The sequence below is a fragment of the Enterobacter sp. MGH119 genome (assembly GCF_001037675.1).
Classification (GTDB): Bacteria; Pseudomonadota; Gammaproteobacteria; order Enterobacterales; family Enterobacteriaceae; genus Enterobacter; species Enterobacter hormaechei_C.
This window is the reverse complement of the sequence record NZ_KQ089933.1, coordinates 181,925-204,396: the sequence shown is the minus strand read 5'-3', so window position 1 is coordinate 204,396 and position 22,472 is coordinate 181,925. Positions and strand designations below refer to the sequence as shown.

Genomic DNA, 22,472 nt, shown 5'->3' with positions numbered 1-22,472 from the left:
AAGAGAGGTGTGGGAAATGAGAATGTTGCCTGTTTTGCCTGATGAATCCTTGTTCAGCCGGTTTTGTCGGACAACTACCGTGTACGGTATGTCCCCATCTTCTCTGTTAACGATCATTTTCAACAAACCTGATATGAACGTCCATCCAATTCTCAATTCAGGATTAAAGGCTATTTCTCTTCATACATCCGAAAGTGCAGATCAGCTCTGGCATGAACAGACTTTACTCCCTCTTTTTGCCTGGGCACTACCAATCAGTCGTAATGAAATTATGGATTTCAACACGACCCCTGCCAGGCTTAATCGATTGTGCCGCCTTAGTAATTTTTCACTAGGGCAGCGCACACTATTGAAGTTTTGCCCGGTTTGCGCTCGTGAAGATACTTTTCATTATGGTGTTACTTATTGGCATCTGGCGCATCAGCTTCATGGGGTTACAACCTGCCATCGGCATCCGGTAGCGCTTGAAAGCATCCATGTCCCTTCTTCACCGCACATACGTATTGGACTGATGCCTCCTGTTTCGTATACAGAACAACTTAGCAATGAGATAGACTTCGATTTTGCTAAGTTTTGTTATGAGTCCCTAAATATAATCAGAAGAAAAGATATTACACACCCCAATTACATGGATGTACTTAAAAAGTTGAATTTATTATCATTGGATGGAAATTTAAAGAAAAATGTATTCTACGCACATGTTTATGCTAAGTGCCAGTTATTTGGGGAGGGTTCATCGGGACTTATACCAACATCCCTAACTGATTATCATTACTGGGAGCCTATACTCAAAGACAAATGTTGTCAGCATCCCACAAAGCATCTTTTGCTTTGTTATTGTTTGTTAAATACTTGCTGGCCAACGTATGCAGGAAGTCGTACTAATAAAAAGAAAGAAATCTTTAAAAGTCATAAGAAATACAGTTTTCATATAGTTGAAAATAATACTAGTGTTAGCAACCTTGGGAAGGAATTTAGTCGCAGCAGATGTTACATTAAAACACTTATTTATAAAAAATACCTGAGGGCGTTTAAGCGAAACACAAAAATTAATATATTCACTGAATTGCTTATCAAGTCTATGGCTGTAAGGGGGTTTAGTCTGGCATCCATAGCTGAGAAAAACTCATTATCGGAAGGAGCTGTATCCTCTGTAATTTCATCTTGTTACGGTTTATGCTCATGGCGTAAAAAATGTAAAAAAGATTCTTTAAGACGGCGTCATAAGCAGAAAATATTAAGATTTATACATAATCAATCCGTTTCTATAACACGAAAGTTAGTCAAAGAAAGTTGTTATGCAAGTTTCTATTGGCTAAATAAACATGAATGTGACTGGCTTAATTCCTGTCTTCCTAAAACAATACGATGCTATAAAAATAAAAGAGTAGACTGGAGCGAGAGAGATATTATCTCATCATCATTAATAAATGATGTTTTATCTCAGGGGCAGTACTCGATGTCACTTACAAGTCTAGATGCTTTACTGGGAGGGCATGGCTGGCTTTTGAAATACAGAGATAAACTACCAATGACAATGATACTTCTCAGAAAAATGGAACTAATTAAATAAGAGGGAGTTATATGGTTTACGAAAATGAATTGTGGCACAGTTTTCTTCTGCGTTCACAGATAATGTATAACTTATCCAATTGCAGGAACATAATATCAAAGCATGGCGCACTAAGGTACGATGCCTTTCCTCGTTTCGAACTGATTGATATGTACAAATTGCATAGCTTGCAGGATATATATGACATTCTTGCCACTAGAAATGGTTATATACTAACTTCCAATATAGTGTCGTTATCTTCTGGTGTTTACGGGTATTTTAACGCTGTTGAAGATGCCTGTCGGAAAAATTTTCACATAACTAATTCATATCCATTGGTAAACATCTCAAACATTCGTTACTGTCACAAATGTATTGTTGAAGATATACACTCTAAAGGCATTGGTTATCTGCGTCATAGATGGTTGTTTGAATCTAAATGTGCAGTTCATAGTACCAGTTTATATGAGGTTTGTTTTGATAACTATTTGAATGCAGTGAAAGGACTTAGTGACTTAATTATAAGTGGAATAAATCCTCATGGTTATTGTTCCCTTGTGGTTGACGTTTCAAACCCTTTCAAAAATCCAGTGTATATATTACCATGTGCACGTAATAAAATTTTAAAATGGATTTCGGACAATAAAAATATGCTGATTTACTTTCTCTTTGATCTCTTCAAATGTAAGTCGCATTCAAGTTTATCTAAGGTTATCGAAGTCAAGATAATGCATGATAGATATATTTCTGCGGTGTTCAAGATGTTAAGTGAAGTTAATTTTTGTAATTTCAACTCATTTATTTCTGATATTTTTGAGGACGTAAGTTATGCCTCTATCGGACTTGATGATTATTCTGTTAATGTGCATTTTCTCAGGCTAAGGGCTGCAGATTGTAAATTTTGCCAGTTGAATGGTAAATATTTTTGCTCACTTTACAATGTAAAACTTCTTCGCTAATTTCACTTCATTTATAAAATACTAAGAAAGCTAGTTAGATAAGGTTTTATATTTTGACTGGGGCAGGAATAAATTATCACTCATAGAGTTTCCCTGGGGGTTACCACCTGTGTATGATGCCGGTTAGCAACAACGTCTAAAAGACCTGCGATCACGTGGGTCCCTCTCCAGCAAAGGGGCAAGGGGTGCTATATAACGGTGTACTGCTTACCCAATACGGCCTTGTATTTGAAAGATGCCGCATCTTGGCAGGATTCGTATTACAGCCTATAGTCTGTTAATGAGCATTACAGCCTATATGCTGTAAATCCCTGCGTTATGCTTGTTAACTCGTCGATACGGAAGGTCACTTATGAACACTCAATACGCTTTGAAGACTTTGAATCAGTTACGTCCTGTTTTAATCGGCTTTCGCAAAGCCAATGGACTGACGCAAAAAGATGTTTCTGAACGTTTGGGTATAACACAGCAAACTTATGCCCGACTAGAGGCCAACCCTGCAAGTGCGGGTTTTGAGCGTTTGTTTAGGGTGTTCAGCGTCCTTGGAGTGGAGATCGTACTTTCATCCAGGGAACCATTGTCAGATGCAAAGCCCGAATACGGAGCTATGCACAATTATTCTTCACTTCCAGCCAGGCGGGAGAAATGGTGACGCCTGGCGCTTCCCGGTCTAATTTTTCTTCAACAAGATTAACCCCTTAGCGGCCTGAAGTATCAGGTTGCGATAGAGCCTTTCATTTCTTCTGTTATGTTAAATACACCATTTTGAGCTATTTCGCTCGGCCTTAAATTATCTCTTCATTCTTCAGTGAAAATTTTATGTCGATCACATTATCGATGAATTTAGGAAATAATCCGTAAATGAAAATCTATCTTCTTTTAAATTCATCAGTGTCAGTAGCAAATATTACGCATAAAAGAATGGTTATTATTATCATTTAAATTATAAAGCTCATGAGTCAATTCCAAAAAATATAATAAGCATTGAAATCATTACCCGTGATTCTGGAGTTTTAACTTTGCCATGTAACCAACCACAAGTTAGTTTCCGGTGTTTTGAGGGGCAGTAAAGTTCTGAAAGCGCGACCAGATCATAATCCCGAAATGTCGTTAAGATATTCTGAATAACGGTTATCCCTGCTTGTTGGCAGGCATTTGAAAATATATTTTGTATTCAGGTTGCAGCAAAACGCTTTCTTACACACAGGACTTCATATGCGGCTCAGAAAATTAAAACTGAAAAACTTCAGAGGCTACAGAAACTCTACTGAAATCATTATTGATGAAAGCATGACGGGTATTGTCGGTCGTAATGACTTTGGGAAATCAACGCTTCTGGAAGCGCTGGCTATTTTTTTTGAAACAGAAGGAATGAAGGCTGACAAGAATGACATGAACTGTTTCAGCCTAAGAGAAGGGGACGGCCGTTTTGAAATAGCCTGTGAATTTGATGACCTGCCCGATTTTATCATGATCGACGACAGGGTGCAGACCACGCTCGCCTCAGAACATCTGCTGAATGAGGACGGCAATTTTGAAATCGTCAAAACGTTTAAAGCAACGACCTCAGGAAAACCGGAGCAGACCTGCATCCGCTGCATCCACCCGGATGAGGAGCCCCTGAGAAATTTACTGGGCATGAAAATTTCTGAGCTCAAGGCGGTGGGAAAAGAAGTTGAAAAAAATGTGGCGGATAAACGCACTGCATCGTTATGGCGTCAGGCCATCAGGGAAGCCGCAGCCCCCTATACCTGTTCGGAAATTATGCTGGATGTCGATAAAGAGTTCGGAACCGACACAAAATCATTATGGGGTAAGATCCTCGATTTGCTGCCCACGTATGCGATTTTCAAAGCCGACAGGGAAAGCAGCGACGGGGATTCCGAAGCTAAAAACCCCTTACAGCAGGCCGTAAAAGACGCTCAGGCTGCGCTGCAGGACAAAATTACAGCGCTGGAAAATGAGATTCAGGACAGCGTCCTGGATGTCGCACAGAGAACGCTGGATAAATTACGTGAAATGGCCCCCGAACTCGCCAGTGAACTGACTCCACGATTTAAGGAGAAACCCAAGTGGACCTTCAATTTCACCCTGGACGGGGAAAATGGCATCCCCATCAATAAGCGCGGCAGCGGGATAAGGAGGCTTATCCTGTTGAATTTTTTTCGGGCTGAGGCTGAAAAGAATGTCGCGGGGACGCCCAGAAATGTGATTTATGCCATAGAGGAGCCTGAAACGTCACAGCATCCGAACTATCAGATGATGCTGATGAAAGCGTTACTGGCACTGGCAGGCCAGCCGCACCGTCAGATTATCGTCACCACCCATGTCCCGGCGCTGGCCGGATTAATCCCTGTCGAAGGCGTACGTTATGTTACCCGAAATGAGGCGGGTGAACCCGTAGTAAAAATGCCGGATGACGCAGTGCTGAAGGAAGCCACTGAAAGCCTGGGGGTGCTGCCAGAGACCGGTATGGAAAGGGCGCAGGGGATTGTTCTGGTAGAGGGAAAGTCGGATGTTACTTTCCTGAGGCATGCGGCCAGTTCATTAAAACAGTCAGGTGCGCTGCCAGCCTCTCTGGAGGACGTGAAAATAGTGCCAGTCCTCATAGGAGGGTGTGGTAGCGTCAAACACTGGGTTACATTGAATCTGGCCAAAGATCTGGGGCTTCCCTGGTGCGTATTTCTGGACTCCGATATTGGGGGAGACCCTGCACAGGTTCTGTCCATCCAGAAGCGTAAAAAAGAAGTAGAGGAGGCCGGTAAGGTATTTTTCGCTACGCGCAAACGTGAGATAGAAAACTATCTGTGCCCGGATCTTATCGAGGAAATTACTGGTGTAGCCGTCACGTTTACGGACACCTGTGACGCTAAAAAAATAATCGGCCGGGCTGTGGGAATGAAACCCGATAATGTACTAGATAAATTCTGGCCTCAGATGACATCAGAAAGAATCATCTCAAGATCAACCTATCATGACGGAACGCAGGAGAGAAGCGAGCTGGTTGAGATCCTGAGCGACATTGTATCCATGACGAGATAATGTATTAAATAAGCATCTCAGGTGCATATATTCCGGTCCTCAACAAAGGACCGGAGTACAGAGTAGTAAAAACCCGAAATTAATCGGGTTTGAATTATATAAAGATTAACCGACTCCCGCGCCCAGGAACGATGTAAAATCACGCTTGTCGTGACATTTCTACAATGTTTACTTTTGACTATCAAGCCATTTATTCATCTGCTCAATTTCACCTTTTTGAGCTTTAATGATGTCCTGCGCGAGCTTTCTCATTTTCGGATCTTTTCCGTATTTGAGCTCGGTCTCAGCCATTGCTATTGCCCCTTCATGGTGCGCTACCATGCCTTTCGCAAAAGCCTTGTCGGGATCGGACTCATTTACGGCAGCCATCATTTTGTCATGCATGTCTTTCATGCCAGCCATATATTCCTGTGACGAAGCCGAGGTAGACATATCAGTCATTTTCATTTCTGAATGTTCTGCTGAAATCGCTGGCAGGGATAACATTAATACTGCAAATAAAGTGTTTCTGGCTTTCATAAAAAATATCCTTTTAGCGTTGATGCCCGTTAACTGTAGCAGAATCTGATAAAAATGCCCCCTGTAGGGGGCAAAGATGTTGCCATATATCCGGTTACGGAAAAATCTATCAAGGAAATAAGGACAGCACAGATACTTCCCTCGCCGTCAGCCTGCACTGAGCATGCGACGATGCGCTTCGGCCATGGCCTGATGTGGGCCAGACTGACCGTTATTCATAAATTCATGGGCAACTGCAGCTCTTTCATGCTCATTCATTGCCGCTAATGACTTCGACGGCCCGGTAGGGGAAACGGTCTGACTTCCCATCATCCTCTGATGACTTTCCACCATTTTCTGGTGCGCATCCGCCGACCCGTTCGTCATGGTTTCATGAGCAATAATGGCCTGTTCATGCTGGTCCATACCGGCCATACGAGGTGCAGTCCCCTGGATCCCGACAGGAGCCGCAGCAGACTGCATCTGGTGAGCAGGTGCCTGTGCATTGTTGACCCGCTCATGGATATTCACGGTTTCAGTGGCCCAGGCCGAAGAAATTAAGCCAAAGCCCAGCAAGGATGCTAATACGATATTTTTCATGATAACTCTCCATTTCTTAATTAGTGATGTCCGGGGGAGTACAACCGGTGTTTTCAGTTCCATAACTGAAACAGGTTCGGAAGTGTTTATTTCTCCGGGAGGGGACTGGATATTCATTTCCTGGCGTCCACTGACGCCGGATATTGATAAAGCAATCCAGCCTTCCTGATAAGTTGCACTAATTATATCGAATGGCTTCTGTTTGCTGCATGACAGGCTAATGACATCTTTGTCATTTAAATCTTTATTCCCAGCACTGGGTGTCCGGAATCATTTTCTCCAGTCTGGGCACGGATAAGATAAAACGCGTTGAGTGTACGTCCGATTCCACCTGCACTCTTCCGTGATGTGCTTCCACGATTGACTTCACAATCGCAAGGCCGATGCCGCTGCCTTCTCCTTTTCGTTGTCTGGACGGATCCACCCGATAAAAACGGTCAAACAACCTTGATAAATGCTCTTCAGGGATTGGTTTCCCCGGATTTTCAATCACAAGGTCAAAAAAGCTCTCCTGCTCTCTTATTGAGACGGTGATTGCCTGTCCCTCCGGGGTATAACGCAGGGCATTGGATAACAGATTATTGATCGCCCTTCTGAACATTTGTGGATCTCCCTCAACCAGGCAGGGCATCCCGTTAAATTTGAGCGTGATATTGCGTTCTTCGGCCCAGGCTTCGAAAAACTCGAAGACTTTCATGACTTCCGCTCTGAGGTCAAACATGACCCTGTCAGGTATCAGCTGATTATTATCTGCCTGTGCCAGGAACAGCATATCGCTGACCATTTTGGTCATCCGGTTATACTCTTCAAGACTGGAATAGAGGACATCCTCAAGTTCCCTCTGTGTTCGATCCTGACTCAGTGCGATTTCAGTCTGCGTCACCAGATTGGTGATGGGCGTTCTGATCTCATGCGCGATATCGGCAGAGAAATTGGCCTGGCGGGTAAAGACATCCTCAATCTTTCCAATCATATGATTGAACGAGATAACCAGTTGCTCCAGCTCAATGGGAACGCGTGTCGGTTCCAGTCGCGCATCAAGATTCTCGGAGGTGATGTTTTTAATGGCATTGCTGACATTACGAAGGGGCAGGTGCCCCTGACGGACAGCGATTCGAATGATCAGAACAATCAACAGGCTTATCACGACGGCAATCGCAATCAGGTTCTTTTTCAGCGCATCGAGGTAATGGAGATGGAAATTAATGGATAGGCCAGTCAGCATGACATAGTTCTGCTGTTTGCCCTGAAATATCGCCTGACCAGAGGAGGCGATAATCCTGTATGTTTCCATCTTCATTTCGGACCCGGTATCCATCGGTCCCGCAGGATCCTCCACCGTCCAGAGAAAGACATCCCGTGCGCGGCTGTGCTCGCTAAAATCTGCTGAATTCACTGCCGGGCGTAGTGCCGCCCCCTGAGCTGAGCTAAAGAGCACTTCCCCCCTGGGATTGAGGAGCAAAAGGGCAACGTTGCGGTAGCTGGCAATTGATTCCTTTATTTTGCTTATTTTTTTATCATCCGGATCCACCGGGGACTGCAGTATACGGTTCAGTGTGGTGCTGATTTGTTGAAGATCGCTGACATCCTGCTCGGCAAAATGATTTTCAACAGAATGCAGCATAAACCAGGTGAATGCGATAAAAGCCAGTATCGTGGACAGGCTGATAAAAAAGGTCAGCCGCAGAGCGAGTGAGAAAGGGCGTCTGGAAGGTTTGCTATGCATCCGGGACCTCCAGCATGTAGCCCACGCCCCGGACTGTCTGGATCAGCTTTGTCTCGTAATCGTTGTCTATTTTAGCGCGGAGTCGCTTTACTGCGACATCGATCGCATTAGTGTCGCTGTCAAAATTCATGTCCCAGACCTGAGAGGCAATCAGGGAGCGGGGAAGAACCTCTCCCTGATGGCGAATGAAGAATTCCAGCAGGCTGAACTCTTTACTGGTGAGCACAATGCGGTTTCCGGCGCGACTGACTTTTCTGGATACGAGATCAATCGAGAGGTCAGCCACCTTAAACTGGCTTTCCGTGATCATCGTGTTTCCCCGCCTCAGAAGGGTTCTCACCCGGGCGAGCAGTTCGGCAAACGCAAAGGGTTTAACCAGATAATCGTCCGCACCCAGTTCCAGTCCTTTGACCCTATGTTCGATCGTGCCGAGGGCTGTCAGCAGTAAGACCGGCATACCCTTTCCGGCAGTGCGCAGCATGCGGATGATATCCCAGCCGTTCACATCAGGTAGCATGATATCCAGAATGACTAAATCATACTCGGCTGTCATGGCGAGATGATATCCGGTAAGACCATTATCAGCGTGATCCACTACGAACCCTGCCTCTGTAAGCCCTTTGCTGAGATATTCACCTGTTTTAATTTCGTCTTCGACGATCAATATTTTCATCTTGCTCCCCGGCTGGCTGCTAATGTCATTCTATTGCGCCCACGATCGTTATCAACGGATTACAGCAAAAATGACAACATTGTCATTATCCTGTCACCCGGCAAACAGAGAGCGTTAGGTAAAGTACCCCTATCAATACTCTGGACTTCATTTGAACCATTTACCAGGTCTGCCTGGACGAGAAGCGTTATGTTCAAATTAAAATTACTCAGCATTAGCACGATATTCATCCTGGCAGGCTGCGTGTCGCTTGCGCCTGAATATCAGCGGCCCGCAGCACCGGTACCCCAGCAGTTTTCACTGTCCCATAACAGCCTGACGCCAGCGGTAAATGGCTATCAGGATACGGGCTGGCGTAACTTTTTTGTCGATCCCCAGGTTACCCGGTTGATCGGTGAAGCTCTGACTAATAACCGTGATTTGAGAATGGCTGCCCTGAAGGTTGAAGAGGCCCGAGCCCAGTTCAACGTCACGGATGCAGATCGTTATCCCCAGCTGAATGCCTCATCCGGGATAACATACAGCGGTGGTCTGAAAGGTGACAAGCCGACCACACAGGAGTACGACGCGAGACTGGAGCTCAGCTATGAGCTCGATTTTTTCGGCAAACTTAAGAACATGAGTGATGCTGATCGCCAGAACTACTTTGCCAGCGAAGAAGCCCGTCGGGCCGTACACATCCTGCTGGTATCCAACGTTTCACAAAGCTATTTCAGCCAGCAACTGGCGTACGAACAACTTCGTATTGCGCGGGAAACGCTGAAAAATTATCAACAGTCCTATGCTTTCGTTGAGCAGCAGCTCGTGACCGGGAGTACGAACGTTCTGGCACTTGAACAGGCGCGAGGACAAATCGAAAGTACCCGCGCCGAAATAGCCAAACGAGAAGGCGATCTGGCTCAGGCAAACAATGCCCTGCAACTGGTGCTGGGAACGTACCGCGCACTTCCGTCAGAAAAAGGGATGAAAGGCGGGGAGATAGCCCCAGTAAAATTGCCACCAAATCTGTCTTCACAAATTTTGCTGCAGCGACCGGATATTATGGAAGCGGAATATCAGCTGAAAGCGGCTGAAGCCAATATTGGCGCAGCGCGAGCGGCCTTTTTCCCCTCAATTACCCTGACCAGTGGTCTTTCCGCAAGCAGTACGGAGCTGTCCAGCCTGTTTACGTCAGGAAGTGGAATGTGGAATTTTATCCCTAAAATTGAAATTCCTATATTTAATGCTGGCAGGAATAAAGCCAATCTGAAGCTGGCTGAAATTCGCCAGCAACAGTCGGTGGTTAATTACGAACAAAAAATTCAGTCAGCCTTTAAGGATGTTTCCGACACGCTTGCGCTGCGCGACAGCCTTAGCCAGCAACTTGAGTCACAGCAGCGTTATCTTGATTCACTTCAGATAACTCTCCAGCGTGCCAGAGGATTGTATGCAAGTGGTGCTGTCAGTTACATCGAAGTGCTGGATGCAGAACGTTCCCTCTTCGCTACCCAGCAAACCATTCTCGATCTTACCTATTCCCGGCAGGTTAACGAAATTAATCTGTTTACCGCGCTGGGTGGCGGTTGGGTAGAGTAAATTTATTTAATTAATCAGGAAATTAAAATGCGTAATTCACTTAAAGCCGTTTTATTTGGTGCCTTCTCTGTCATGTTTTCTGCCGGTCTTCATGCTGAAACACATCAGCATGGCGATATGAATACTGCCAGTGATGCTTCGGTACAGCAAGTTATCAAGGGCACCGGTGTCGTTAAAGACATTGATATGAATACTAAGAAAATCACCATTTCGCATGAAGCAATTCCAGCGGTGGGCTGGCCTGCAATGACCATGCGCTTTACTTTTGTTAATGCAGACGATGCTATTAATGCCCTGAAAACAGGCAACCATGTCGATTTCTCGTTTATTCAGCAGGGCAATATCTCCTTACTCAAAAGCATTAACGTGACGCAGTCCTGATTGGCTGTCCGGAGCGATTACATCCTGTGCGCCTGTACATTCACATAGGTATATGTGTGAGTTAACCGTCAGGCGCATATGCCAGGTGTTTTGATTTTTTAGCGGAAAATTGTATGGCTTCTTTAAAGATAAAATATGCTGCAATAATTATCAGCAGCCTCATAGCAGGGGGGCTGATATCGGTTACTGCCTGGCAGTATGTAAACTCAGCACAAAAGACAGAAAAAACAGAACAAAAGGCACCGGAACGAAAGGTGCTTTTCTGGTATGACCCAATGAAACCGGATACCAAATTTGATAAACCCGGAAAATCGCCCTTTATGGATATGGACCTGGTGCCAAAATATGCTGATGACAGTGGCGATAAAAGCAGTGGCGGGATCCGTATCGACCCAACCCAGGTTCAGAATCTGGGATTAAAAACGCAAAAAGTCACGCGAGGAATGCTGAATTATTCTCAGACAATCCCGGCTAATGTCAGCTATAACGAGTATCAGTTTGTTATTGTGCAGGCGCGTTCTGACGGGTTTGTCGAAAAAGTCTACCCCATGACGATTGGCGATCATGTGAAGAAGGGGACGCCACTTATCGATATTACCATTCCGGACTGGGTGGAAGCACAGAGTGAATTCCTTCTGTTATCCAGCACCGGTGGTACTTCCACGCAAATTAAAGGCGTTCTGGAACGGCTTCGCCTGGCAGGTATGCCGGAAGAGGATATTCAGAGACTGCGTTCTACCCGGAGCATTCAGACCCGTTTTACCATTAAAGCACCTATTGATGGTGTCATTACTGCATTTGACCTGCGCACCGGCATGAATATTTCGAAAGATAAGGTGGTGGCTCAGATTCAGGGAATGGACCCGGTCTGGATCAGCGCTGCAGTGCCAGAATCTATCGCCTATCTGCTGAAAGATACGTCGCAGTTTGAAATTTCGGTACCGGCTTATCCGGATAAAACATTCCATGTCGAAAAATGGAATATTCTTCCCAGCGTGGATCAGACAACCCGTACGCTTCAGGTCCGTCTCCAGGTTTCTAATAAGGATGAGTTTCTCAAGCCGGGCATGAATGCCTATCTGAAACTGAATACCAGAAGCCAGGAGATGCTGCTGATACCAAGCCAGGCCGTTATCGATACCGGCAAAGAACAGCGCGTGATTACTGTTGATGATGAAGGCAAGTTTGTGCCGAAACAGATCCACGTTCTGCATGAGTCACAGCAACAGTCCGGCATCGGCTCCGGCCTGAATGAAGGCGATACCGTGGTGGTCAGTGGCCTGTTCCTCATTGACTCTGAAGCCAATATTACGGGCGCACTGGAACGTATGCGCCACCCTGAAAAAACAGAAAGCAGTATGCCAGCAATGTCTGACCAGCCTGTAAATATGCATTCAGGGCACTGAGGAGACGACGATGATTGAATGGATTATCCGGCGCTCTGTCGCCAACCGTTTCCTGGTCATGATGGGGGCCCTGTTTCTCAGCATCTGGGGCACATGGACGATTATTAACACGCCTGTCGATGCCTTGCCTGACCTGTCAGATGTGCAGGTCATTATCAAAACCAGCTATCCCGGCCAGGCCCCGCAGATTGTAGAAAACCAGGTCACCTATCCACTTACCACCACCATGCTGTCCGTGCCTGGCGCAAAAACCGTGCGTGGTTTTTCACAGTTCGGTGATTCGTATGTGTATGTCATTTTTGAAGACGGCACCGATCTGTACTGGGCCCGTTCCCGCGTGCTGGAGTACCTGAACCAGGTACAGGGAAAACTGCCCGCCGGTGTGAGTTCTGAAATCGGTCCGGACGCCACGGGGGTGGGCTGGATATTTGAATATGCCCTTGTCGATCGCAGCGGAAAACACGACCTTTCAGAACTGCGTTCTCTGCAGGACTGGTTCCTGAAATTTGAGCTGAAAACCATCCCGAACGTGGCTGAGGTCGCTTCGGTTGGCGGCGTGGTGAAACAGTACCAGATTCAGGTCAATCCGGTAAAATTGTCTCAGTATGGTATCAGCCTGCCCGAAGTGAAACAGGCCCTTGAATCGTCTAACCAGGAGGCCGGTGGCTCATCCGTTGAAATGGCCGAAGCTGAGTATATGGTCCGTGCCAGCGGTTATCTTCAGAGCATTGATGATTTTAATAACATCGTCCTGAAAACAGGCGAGAACGGCGTGCCGGTTTATCTGCGGGATGTTGCCCGCGTGCAGACCGGGCCTGAAATGCGGCGTGGTATTGCCGAGCTGAACGGCCAGGGCGAAGTCGCTGGCGGCGTGGTGATCCTGCGGTCGGGTAAAAATGCACGCGACGTTATCACGGCAGTGAGGGATAAACTTGAGACGCTGAAGGCCAGCCTGCCGGAAGGCGTTGAAATCGTGACCACCTACGATCGCAGCCAGCTCATCGACCGGGCGATTGATAACCTCAGTTCCAAACTTCTGGAAGAGTTTATCGTGGTGGCCATCGTCTGTGCCCTGTTCCTGTGGCACGTACGTTCTGCCCTGGTGGCGATTATCTCTCTGCCGCTTGGTCTGTGTATCGCCTTTATCGTCATGCACTTCCAGGGACTGAACGCCAATATCATGTCGCTGGGAGGGATAGCGATTGCCGTCGGTGCGATGGTGGATGCCGCCATTGTGATGATTGAGAATGCGCATAAGCGGCTTGAGGAGTGGGATCATCAGCATCCGGGTGAGCAGATTGACAACGCCACCCGCTGGAAGGTGATTACCGATGCCTCCGTTGAAGTGGGACCCGCACTGTTTATCAGCCTGCTGATCATCACCCTGTCCTTTATTCCTATCTTTACCCTGGAAGGTCAGGAAGGACGTCTGTTTGGCCCGCTGGCATTCACGAAAACGTACTCCATGGCGGGCGCGGCCGCGCTGGCCATCATCGTCATTCCGATTCTGATGGGATTCTGGATCCGGGGGAAAATTCCTGCAGAGACCAGTAACCCCCTGAACCGGGTACTGATCAAAGCGTATCATCCATTGCTGTTGCGGGTTCTCCACTGGCCAAAAACAACCCTGCTGGTTGCGGCCTTGTCCATTTTCACCGTTATCTGGCCGCTGAGCCAGGTGGGCGGTGAGTTTCTGCCGAAGATTAACGAGGGCGACCTGTTGTATATGCCGTCGACCCTGCCGGGTGTCTCTCCGGCTGAAGCTGCAGCGCTCCTGCAGACGACGGACAAGTTAATCAAAAGCGTTCCTGAAGTGGCCTCTGTATTTGGCAAGACCGGTAAAGCAGAGACCGCCACGGATTCCGCACCGCTCGAAATGGTTGAAACCACGATCCAGCTCAAACCTGAGGATCAGTGGCGTCCAGGCATGACGATTGACAAGATTATTGAAGAACTCGACAGGACCGTCCGTTTACCGGGGCTGGCAAACCTCTGGGTGCCGCCAATCCGTAACCGTATTGATATGCTCTCAACCGGGATCAAAAGCCCGATAGGTATCAAGGTGTCCGGAACGGTTCTGTCCGATATCGATGCAACGGCGCAGAGTATCGAAGCGGTCGCCAAAACCGTACCCGGCGTAGTGTCTGCTCTCGCAGAGCGACTGGAAGGCGGGCGCTACATTGATGTGGATATCAACCGGGAAAAAGCCTCCCGCTACGGAATGACGGTGGGCGATGTGCAGCTGTTCATCTCATCAGCCATCGGCGGCGCGACGGTAGGGGAAACGGTTGAAGGCGTGGCCCGGTACCCGATTAATATCCGCTATCCGCAGGATTACCGGAACAGCCCGCAGGCCCTGAAACAGATGCCGATCCTGACCCCGATGAAGCAGCAGATCACGCTGGGCGATGTTGCGGATATTAAGGTCGTTTCCGGGCCGACTATGCTGAAAACGGAAAATGCCCGTCCAGCCAGCTGGATTTACATTGACGCGCGCGGCAGGGATATGGTGTCGGTGGTTAATGACATTAAAACGGCGATCAGTCAGAAAGTGAAACTGAGACCGGGTACCAGCGTGTCATTCTCCGGACAGTTTGAACTGCTTGAGCATGCCAACAAGAAACTGAAGCTGATGGTGCCGATGACGGTGATGATCATCTTCATCCTGTTGTATCTGGCATTCCGCCGGGTTGATGAAGCCCTGCTGATCCTGATGAGCCTGCCGTTCGCCCTGGTTGGCGGGATATGGTTCCTGTACTGGCAGGGCTTCCATATGTCTGTCGCAACCGGAACGGGGTTTATCGCTCTGGCCGGGGTGGCAGCAGAGTTTGGCGTGGTCATGCTGATGTATCTGCGTCATGCCATTGAAGCGCACCCGGAATTGTCCCGTAAAGAGACGTTCACACCGGAAGGCCTTGATGAAGCCCTCTATCATGGTGCCGTACTGCGTGTCCGGCCGAAAGCCATGACCGTGGCGGTGATCATTGCGGGTCTGCTGCCAATACTCTGGGGAACCGGTGCAGGTTCAGAAGTCATGAGCCGTATCGCGGCACCCATGATTGGTGGGATGATCACGGCTCCGCTGCTGTCCCTGTTCATTATTCCTGCCGCCTACAAATTAATCTGGCTGCGCAGACATAAAAAAAGCGTGTCCTGAACCTGAAAGGGCACCCCCTGTGGGTGTCCTTCTTTACTGATTCACCCTGACGTCAGGGTTTAAATCGATAATATACAGAGGTGAGTATGAAAAAAGTGGTTCTGATGGCGCTGGCTCTCGGCCTTTCACTGCCCGCGATGGCGAGTGAAAAAGTGATTGATATGTACAAATCTGAAAACTGTGGCTGTTGTTCCCTGTGGGGCAAGGCGATGGAAAAAGACGGGTTTGAAGTACGAACTCACGTCATGAATGATCAGGCGCTGTCAGCCCTGAAAGAAAAGCATGCTATTCCTGCAGGACTGCGAAGTTGTCATTCCGCGGTTGCCGGTAATTTGATCATTGAAGGCCATGTGCCTGCGACAACGATACATAAGGCAATGCAGTCTGGTTCAGGTATATACGGTCTCGCCACCCCCGGTATGCCAGCAGGAAGTCCTGGAATGGAGATGGGAGCCCGAAAAGAGGCTTACGATGTTATCGCATTCTCACCGGATGGAAGTAAAAAAGTCTTCCAGCGAATCGAATAGTCAGCGGAACGGCTGATAACGGGACGCCGGTAGCAGGCACTCCTGTGCCGGCGATATTCGTGGTAATCGCATCCATGACATACCCTGAAGACAGAAGATGCTTCGGTATGCATAAGGAGAGTTACTGTGAAAAATGACAATGCAGTGCAACACAACAACCAGACTGCTTCTGAGCAGACATTATCCCCGGACGAGGGCCACGTATTGCATAAGGTGAGAGATCCCGTGTGCGGGATGGCCATCCTGCCCGACAGGGCGCACAGCAGCATTCGATACCAGGACCATCAACTTTATTTCTGCTCCGCCAGCTGTGAGAGTAAATTTAAAGCCCATCCCGATCGTTATCTTACCGAAGATGCCAGTGAACATTCCCATCACCATCACCACGATCATCACGAAGTCAGCCCTGATCAGATAAAACAGCCTCACCACCAGGCGGAAAAAGAGAATTCTGAAGGTGTGTGGACATGTCCGATGCACCCGGAGATACGCCGCAGTGGTCCCGGAAGCTGTCCTGTCTGTGGAATGGCACTGGAGCCGCTCGTAGCTACGGCATCCACGGGGCCGAGTGATGAACTTCACGACATGACAAGACGCTTCTGGCTGGGGTTGTTGCTGGCGTTTCCGGTTCTGGTACTCGAAATGGGATCTCATCTGTTTCCCGAGTTGAGGAATACAGTACCGCCACAGTACAACACATGGCTGCAGCTGCTTCTGGCCTCCCCTGTCGTGTTGTGGTGTGGCTGGCCATTCTTCGCCCGGGCCGGAATGTCGTTACGTAACCGCTCCCTGAATATGTTTACCCTTGTTGCAATGGGGACCGGCGTAGCCTGGGTTTACAGCGTCATTGCAACCGTCTTCCCCTCCTGGTTTCCTGCATCGTTCAGAAACATGGATGGCCTGGTGGCCGTTTATTTTGAAGCCGCAGCAGTTATTACGGTGCTTGTTCTGCTGGGACAGGTTCTTGAGCTGCGGGCACGGGAACAAACCTCAGGCGCCATTACTGCGCTTCTGAACCTTGCCCCCAAAACCGCCAGACGGCTGGATCATGACGGTCATGAAACGGATATTAATGCGGAAGATGTCCTGCCTGGCGATAAGCTCCGCATCAGATCTGGAGAGAGTATTCCGGTCGACGGTATCGTGATCGAAGGCAAAACAACCGTTGATGAATCGATGGTGACCGGGGAATCTATGCCGGTTACCAAAACGGAGGGTGACCCTGTCATCGGGGGGACCATTAATCAGACAGGGAGTCTCATCATCCGTGCAGAGAAAGTCGGTGATGAAACAATGCTCTCACGAATTGTTCAGATGGTCGCTGATGCACAGCGTTCGCGTGCCCCCATCCAGAGAATGGCTGACAGCGTTTCAGGCTGGTTTGTTCCTCTGGTGATACTTATCGCGGTTGTTGCTTTCGTGATCTGGTCTGTCTGGGGGCCCGAGCCCAGGATGGCGCACGGTCTCATTGCGGCTGTGTCGGTCCTGATTATTGCCTGTCCCTGCGCGCTGGGGCTGGCCACGCCGATGTCGATAATGGTGGGGGTGGGCAAAGGAGCCCAGGCCGGGGTGTTAATCAGGAATGCCGAAGCCCTTGAGCGTCTTGAAAAAGTGGACACGCTGGTTGTCGACAAAACAGGCACGCTCACGGAAGGTTCGCCTACGGTGACAGGGATTATCAGTCTCAATCCGGGTGGGGAAACATCTCTTTTGCGTGTAACAGCCGCAGTGGAAAAAGGCTCGCAGCATCCGCTGGGTATGGCAGTAGTTAAAGCAGCACAGGAAAAGGGGATCGCAATACCCGCAGTCACTCATTTCGATGCACCGTCGGGTAAAGGTGTCTCAGGCGATGTCGAAGGTCAACGGGTTGTTATTGGTAATGAACTGGCTATGCAGGAAAACAGTATAGTTATTGATAATCAAAAGGCCGTTGCGGATACGTTGCGGATGGAAGGCGCTACCGTTATCTATGTGGCCACAGACGGGGACCTTGCAGGCCTGATAGCTATCTCGGATCCCGTGAAAACAACCACGCCGGATGCGCTTAAAGCTTTGCGTCAGGCGGGGATCCGCATCGTTATGCTCACCGGGGATAACCAGCTTACTGCTGAAGCAGTCGCACGGAAACTGGGAATAGATGAGGTTGAAGCCGGAATTCTGCCGGATGGCAAAAAAGCAGTGATAACCCGACTGAAAGAGTCTGGCCATGTGGTTGCGATGGCCGGAGACGGTGTGAATGATGCCCCGGCGCTGGCAGCGGCTGACGTGGGTATAGCCATGGGAACGGGTACAGATGTGGCAATTGAAAGTGCCGGAGTCACCCTTCTCAAAGGCGACTTGATGATACTGAACAGGGCCCGTCATCTGTCAGAGATCACCATGAAAAATATCCGTCAGAATCTGTTTTTTGCATTTATCTACAACGCACTTGGCGTGCCTGTGGCTGCAGGTCTGCTTTATCCTGTGTATGGAATACTGCTGTCGCCAGTTATTGCGGCGGCGGCCATGGCTCTTTCCTCCGTCAGCGTCATTGTGAATGCGTTGCGTCTGAAAAGTGTCAGGCTCGGGAAATAACACTGAGTGAAGGGTCAGTTACGAACAGAAGGAGTCCAGTATGAAAAGTACCACCTATGCGCTTATTGCTGTCGCCGCGATCGCGGCATTTGCCCTCCTGCGCGAACACTGGTCACATGTGGCAGGTTACTGGCCATATCTGTTATTGCTGGTCTGCCCGCTAATGCATCTTTTCCACGGCCACGGAGGGCATGGAGATCATCAACATCACGGAAGTGAAAACGATAAAAAAAATTAATCCGGCAGACGGGGCCGCGTCGCGGTCCCGTTATCAGTCCAGGTATCGTTCGTAGTCTCTGGCATGCGCAAAGGCATGCTGTTCGAGTTTGTTATCAGCGGGTGCCGCTGCCCGGAACGCCAGAGAGTTAACAGGGTTGTTATTGATGACCAGCTCGTAATGCAGATGAGGACCGGATGAACGTCCGCTGTTACCGGATAACGCAATAGCACCTCCCCGTGTAACCCTGGCCCCTTTAGTAACGAGTATTTTATTGAGGTGGAGATAGCGAGTTTTAACACCGGCTTTTCCCGTTACTTCAACAAAATATCCCATGGTACTGTTGTGTTCGGCCCGGGTGATTTTTCCGTCGATGACGCTGACTATTTTCGTGTTCATGGGCATGGAATAATCAATGCCATTATGGGGACTCACTTTTCCCGATACCGGGTTAAGTCTTGCAGGATTGAAAGGCGAACTGAGTCTTGCTGTGGCCGGTAACGGATAATCGAGACTGCCTTTCCCGGAAGTATCGGAAAGGTTATAGAACTTTTTATCTGATATACGATACGCCGTGTAATTAAATGAACCGGACGTAAATTTATAGGCCACGACACGTGATTTTCCCGCTTTCTTTTGCAGTACGAGTTTTAATGATTCATTTTTTTTCAAATGCCGCAGATTAAACCGGGAAGGCAAGGAGCGCTGAAGAGTAGCGATCTCGTTCGATTCCAGCCCCGAGCGGGTGGCTGAAAGGTAGGCATTTTCTTTTACGACATCGGTAGAATACATTTACTGGAATTCGCCGTTAGCATGAACACTGCGGCGTATGCTAGGGGTTTTCAGGAGGCGTGTCATCTGTCAGTTAATCGGGAGCACCGTTGATGGTCGTCATTTTTGTAACATATCTTGTTTCCCGTTTGCTCCTGAAGCTCTGGGAACTGTATGACCAGCCCGACGGTGATGATTAACGGGACTGAAACAGGTTACGGCAGAGCAATATGGGGCTCATGTCCTGCTACGTAACCCGTCAGTAAAGCCCTGCTGCGCACCTGACGCTAAGCACTAACCCGCCTGCAGTTACCTGGTCGAATACAGCCCGCGAAGCTTTCTTGCCTGCGTCTGATGTGCTTCCGCACCGGCATTATTGACCTGCTCATGCACGAGAGCGGCTTTTTCTCCGGCATTCAGTTCGTTAAAAGAAGAAGACGAGGTCTTTGAATTTGCATCACTGCCGGACAGCATTTTTTTATGTTCCTCAATCATTTTCTGATGCGCATAGGACGCGCTGTTGTTCATAAATGAATGAGCAACAATGGCCCTTTCATGTTCATTCATTTCAGAGAATGAGGGCGTGTTGTTTTTATTAACCCTGTCCGGTAAGTTTTCATGCGTCGAGGAATTCACATGACTGACGGCTGAGGCATTATTAACAAATCGATGTGCTTCATGGGCAATATCACTGGACTGAGCAAAAGCTGCCCCACAAAATAAAGCTGTAAACGCAGTGGTCGTGATTAATATATTCATGTGTAATTACCTTCTGAGGTACATAAAAGATGTCCTTATGATCATATATAAAAATAATCAACCTGTGGGGAAGATGACGTAAATGTAATACAGCTATGTACATTACACGATTGTAATGAATTTGTTTCTTAAGGTGTGCTAGATTCATTTCATTGTAAGTGGATGAACCAGTAATTTAATTTAAATCGGTTCTCGAATTCTGTCAGTAACCATACTTTAAATAAGGGAATGCGCATGCTGTTGAAAACGTCTCGACGAACTTTCCTGAAGGGGTTAACCCTCTCTGGCGTAGCCGGAAGTCTTGGCGTATGGAGTTTCAATGCGCGTTCCAGTCTGAGCCTGCCAGTTGCCGCATCCCTGCAGGGTACTCAGTTTGACCTGACCATTGGTGAAACGGCCGTCAATATCACGGGCAGTGAGCGTCAGGCCAAAACAATCAATGGAGGCCTGCCGGGGCCCGTTCTTCGCTGGAAAGAAGGTGACACCATTACCCTGAAGGTCAAAAACCGTCTTAATGAACAGACGTCCATTCACTGGCACGGCATTATTCTTCCGGCCAATATGGATGGTGTTCCGGGGCTGAGTTTTATGGGCATAGAGCCTGATGATACCTACGTTTACACCTTTAAGGTTAAGCAGAACGGGACTTACTGGTACCACAGCCATTCCGGTCTGCAGGAACAGGAGGGGGTATACGGTGCCATTATCATCGATGCCGGGGAGCCAGAACCGTTTACTTACGATCGTGAGCATGTGGTCATGTTGTCTGACTGGACCGATGAAAATCCTCACAGCCTGCTGAAAAAATTAAAAAAACAGTCGGATTACTACAATTTCAATAAACCAACCGTTGGCTCTTTTTTCCGCGACGTGAATACCAGGGGGCTGTCAGCCACCATTGCCGATCGGAAAATGTGGGCTGAAATGAAAATGAATCCGACTGACCTCGCGGATGTCAGTGGCTACACCTACACCTATCTCATGAACGGGCAGGCCCCGCTGAAAAACTGGACCGGACTGTTCCGTCCCGGTGAAAAGATACGCTTACGGTTTATCAACGGCTCGGCAATGACCTATTTCGATATCCGTATCCCCGGGCTGAAAATGACGGTCGTGGCTGCAGATGGCCAGTATGTAAACCCGGTTACCGTTGACGAATTCAGGATTGCCGTTGCCGAAACCTATGATGTCATTGTGGAGCCTCAGGGTGAGGCCTATACCATCTTCGCACAATCCATGGACAGGACCGGTTACGCTCGAGGGACACTGGCCACGAGAGAGGGGTTAAGTGCTGCCGTTCCCCCCCTCGATCCCCGTCCTCTGTTGACCATGGAAGATATGGGTATGGGGGGAATGGGACATGATATGGCAGGAATGGACCACAGCCAGATGGGAGGCATGGATAACAGCGGAGAGATGATGTCTATGGATGGTGCTGACCTTCCGGATAGCGGGACATCCTCCGCGCCCATGGATCACAGCAGCATGGCCGGTATGGATCATTCCCGGATGGCCGGAATGCCGGGTATGCAAAGTCATCCTGCGTCAGAAACGGATAACCCACTGGTTGATATGCAGGCGATGAGCGTCTCTCCGAAGTTAAATGATCCGGGTATTGGTCTTCGAAATAACGGAAGAAAGGTTCTCACGTACGCGGATTTGAAAAGCCGCTTTGAGGATCCTGACGGACGTGAACCTGGCCGTACCATAGAACTGCATTTAACCGGCCACATGGAAAAGTTTGCCTGGTCATTTAACGGAATCAAGTTTTCAGATGCCGCACCGGTGCTGCTGAAATACGGTGAGCGGCTCAGGATCACGCTGATCAACGATACCATGATGACTCACCCCATTCACCTGCATGGTATGTGGAGCGATCTGGAAGATGAAAACGGTAATTTCATGGTTCGTAAACACACAATAGATGTTCCCCCTGGTACAAAACGCAGTTACAGAGTGACAGCAGATGCGCTTGGCCGCTGGGCGTATCACTGCCATTTGCTCTATCACATGGAAATGGGAATGTTTCGTGAAGTCCGGGTGGAGGAATGATGC

Annotated in this window: 18 protein-coding genes; 12 read left to right on the top strand and 6 right to left on the bottom strand. The window is 48.4% G+C overall.

Going from position 1 to position 22,472, the window contains the following annotated elements:
• The first annotated feature begins 16 nt into the window (after window positions 1–16).
• From SK53_RS19690 to SK53_RS19670, 4 genes are all read left to right on the top strand, one after another.
• Window positions 17–1,573, top strand: a complete 1,557-nt coding sequence (locus tag SK53_RS19690; protein ID WP_001324699.1) for a TnsD family Tn7-like transposition protein — start codon at window positions 17–19, stop codon at window positions 1,571–1,573.
• Between the two features lie 11 nt (window positions 1,574–1,584).
• Window positions 1,585–2,511 carry a hypothetical protein gene (locus tag SK53_RS19685; protein WP_000262423.1) on the top strand — a complete coding sequence of 309 codons (927 nt, stop codon included), beginning with the start codon at window positions 1,585–1,587 and terminating at the stop codon, window positions 2,509–2,511.
• A 352-nt stretch (window positions 2,512–2,863) separates the two neighbouring features.
• Window positions 2,864–3,163, top strand: a complete 300-nt coding sequence (locus SK53_RS19680) for a helix-turn-helix domain-containing protein (protein ID WP_001097216.1) — start codon at window positions 2,864–2,866, stop codon at window positions 3,161–3,163.
• Window positions 3,164–3,726: 563 nt separating this feature from the next.
• Entirely contained in the window at window positions 3,727–5,553 is a 1,827-nt protein-coding gene (locus SK53_RS19670; protein WP_001239419.1) for an AAA family ATPase, read from the top strand.
• 168 nt (window positions 5,554–5,721) lie between these two features.
• Here the strand turns inward: SK53_RS19670 and SK53_RS19665 are convergent, their stop codons facing one another.
• From SK53_RS19665 to silR, 4 genes are all read right to left on the bottom strand, one after another.
• On the bottom strand, window positions 5,722–6,072 hold the full coding sequence (locus SK53_RS19665; protein ID WP_000647571.1) for a CopM family metallochaperone: 351 nt from the start codon (window positions 6,070–6,072) through the stop codon (window positions 5,722–5,724).
• A gap of 147 nt (window positions 6,073–6,219) precedes the next feature.
• A complete protein-coding gene (gene silE / locus SK53_RS19660; protein ID WP_000790485.1) occupies window positions 6,220–6,651 on the bottom strand; it encodes a silver-binding protein SilE in 432 nt (143 codons plus the stop codon).
• A 244-nt stretch (window positions 6,652–6,895) separates the two neighbouring features.
• Entirely contained in the window at window positions 6,896–8,377 is a 1,482-nt protein-coding gene (gene silS / locus SK53_RS19655; protein WP_000555736.1) for a copper/silver sensor histidine kinase SilS, read from the bottom strand.
• Entirely contained in the window at window positions 8,370–9,050 is a 681-nt protein-coding gene (gene silR / locus SK53_RS19650) for a copper/silver response regulator transcription factor SilR (RefSeq protein ID WP_000697968.1), read from the bottom strand. The genes silS and silR overlap by 8 nt, the downstream gene beginning before the upstream one ends.
• A gap of 189 nt (window positions 9,051–9,239) precedes the next feature.
• On the opposite strand from silR, the gene silC reads away from it, so the two are divergent.
• From silC to SK53_RS19610, 7 genes are all read left to right on the top strand, one after another.
• The gene (gene silC, locus SK53_RS19640; protein WP_048209908.1) at window positions 9,240–10,625 is read left to right on the top strand and encodes a Cu(+)/Ag(+) efflux RND transporter outer membrane channel SilC; all 1,386 of its coding nucleotides are present in this window, start codon (window positions 9,240–9,242) and stop codon (window positions 10,623–10,625) included.
• Window positions 10,626–10,652: 27 nt separating this feature from the next.
• Window positions 10,653–11,006, top strand: coding sequence for a cation efflux system protein CusF (gene cusF, locus SK53_RS19635; RefSeq protein ID WP_001246155.1), 354 nt, complete (start codon window positions 10,653–10,655; stop codon window positions 11,004–11,006).
• A gap of 113 nt (window positions 11,007–11,119) precedes the next feature.
• Window positions 11,120–12,412, top strand: coding sequence for a Cu(+)/Ag(+) efflux RND transporter periplasmic adaptor subunit SilB (gene silB, locus SK53_RS19630; RefSeq protein WP_000157620.1), 1,293 nt, complete (start codon window positions 11,120–11,122; stop codon window positions 12,410–12,412).
• A 10-nt stretch (window positions 12,413–12,422) separates the two neighbouring features.
• Complete coding sequence (gene silA, locus SK53_RS19625; protein ID WP_000574029.1) at window positions 12,423–15,569, top strand: Cu(+)/Ag(+) efflux RND transporter permease subunit SilA; 3,147 nt, start codon at window positions 12,423–12,425, stop codon at window positions 15,567–15,569.
• An 86-nt stretch (window positions 15,570–15,655) separates the two neighbouring features.
• Entirely contained in the window at window positions 15,656–16,096 is a 441-nt protein-coding gene (locus SK53_RS19620) for a DUF411 domain-containing protein (protein WP_000758225.1), read from the top strand.
• A 126-nt stretch (window positions 16,097–16,222) separates the two neighbouring features.
• Window positions 16,223–18,670 carry an Ag(+)-translocating P-type ATPase SilP gene (silP, locus tag SK53_RS19615; protein ID WP_023314990.1) on the top strand — a complete coding sequence of 816 codons (2,448 nt, stop codon included), beginning with the start codon at window positions 16,223–16,225 and terminating at the stop codon, window positions 18,668–18,670.
• Between the two features lie 40 nt (window positions 18,671–18,710).
• A complete protein-coding gene (locus SK53_RS19610) occupies window positions 18,711–18,908 on the top strand; it encodes a DUF2933 domain-containing protein (RefSeq protein WP_000843494.1) in 198 nt (65 codons plus the stop codon).
• A 33-nt stretch (window positions 18,909–18,941) separates the two neighbouring features.
• Here SK53_RS19610 and SK53_RS19605 read toward each other — a convergent pair whose 3' ends face one another.
• Both SK53_RS19605 and SK53_RS19600 read right to left on the bottom strand, forming a co-directional pair.
• Window positions 18,942–19,679, bottom strand: coding sequence for a peptidoglycan DD-metalloendopeptidase family protein (locus SK53_RS19605; RefSeq protein WP_023314989.1), 738 nt, complete (start codon window positions 19,677–19,679; stop codon window positions 18,942–18,944).
• A 288-nt stretch (window positions 19,680–19,967) separates the two neighbouring features.
• The gene (locus SK53_RS19600; RefSeq protein ID WP_001023257.1) at window positions 19,968–20,417 is read right to left on the bottom strand and encodes a copper resistance protein; all 450 of its coding nucleotides are present in this window, start codon (window positions 20,415–20,417) and stop codon (window positions 19,968–19,970) included.
• A gap of 234 nt (window positions 20,418–20,651) precedes the next feature.
• Here SK53_RS19600 and pcoA point away from each other — a divergent pair, with 234 nt between their 5' ends.
• Complete coding sequence (pcoA, locus tag SK53_RS19595; protein ID WP_000925240.1) at window positions 20,652–22,469, top strand: multicopper oxidase PcoA; 1,818 nt, start codon at window positions 20,652–20,654, stop codon at window positions 22,467–22,469.
• Window positions 22,470–22,472 lie beyond the last annotated feature (3 nt).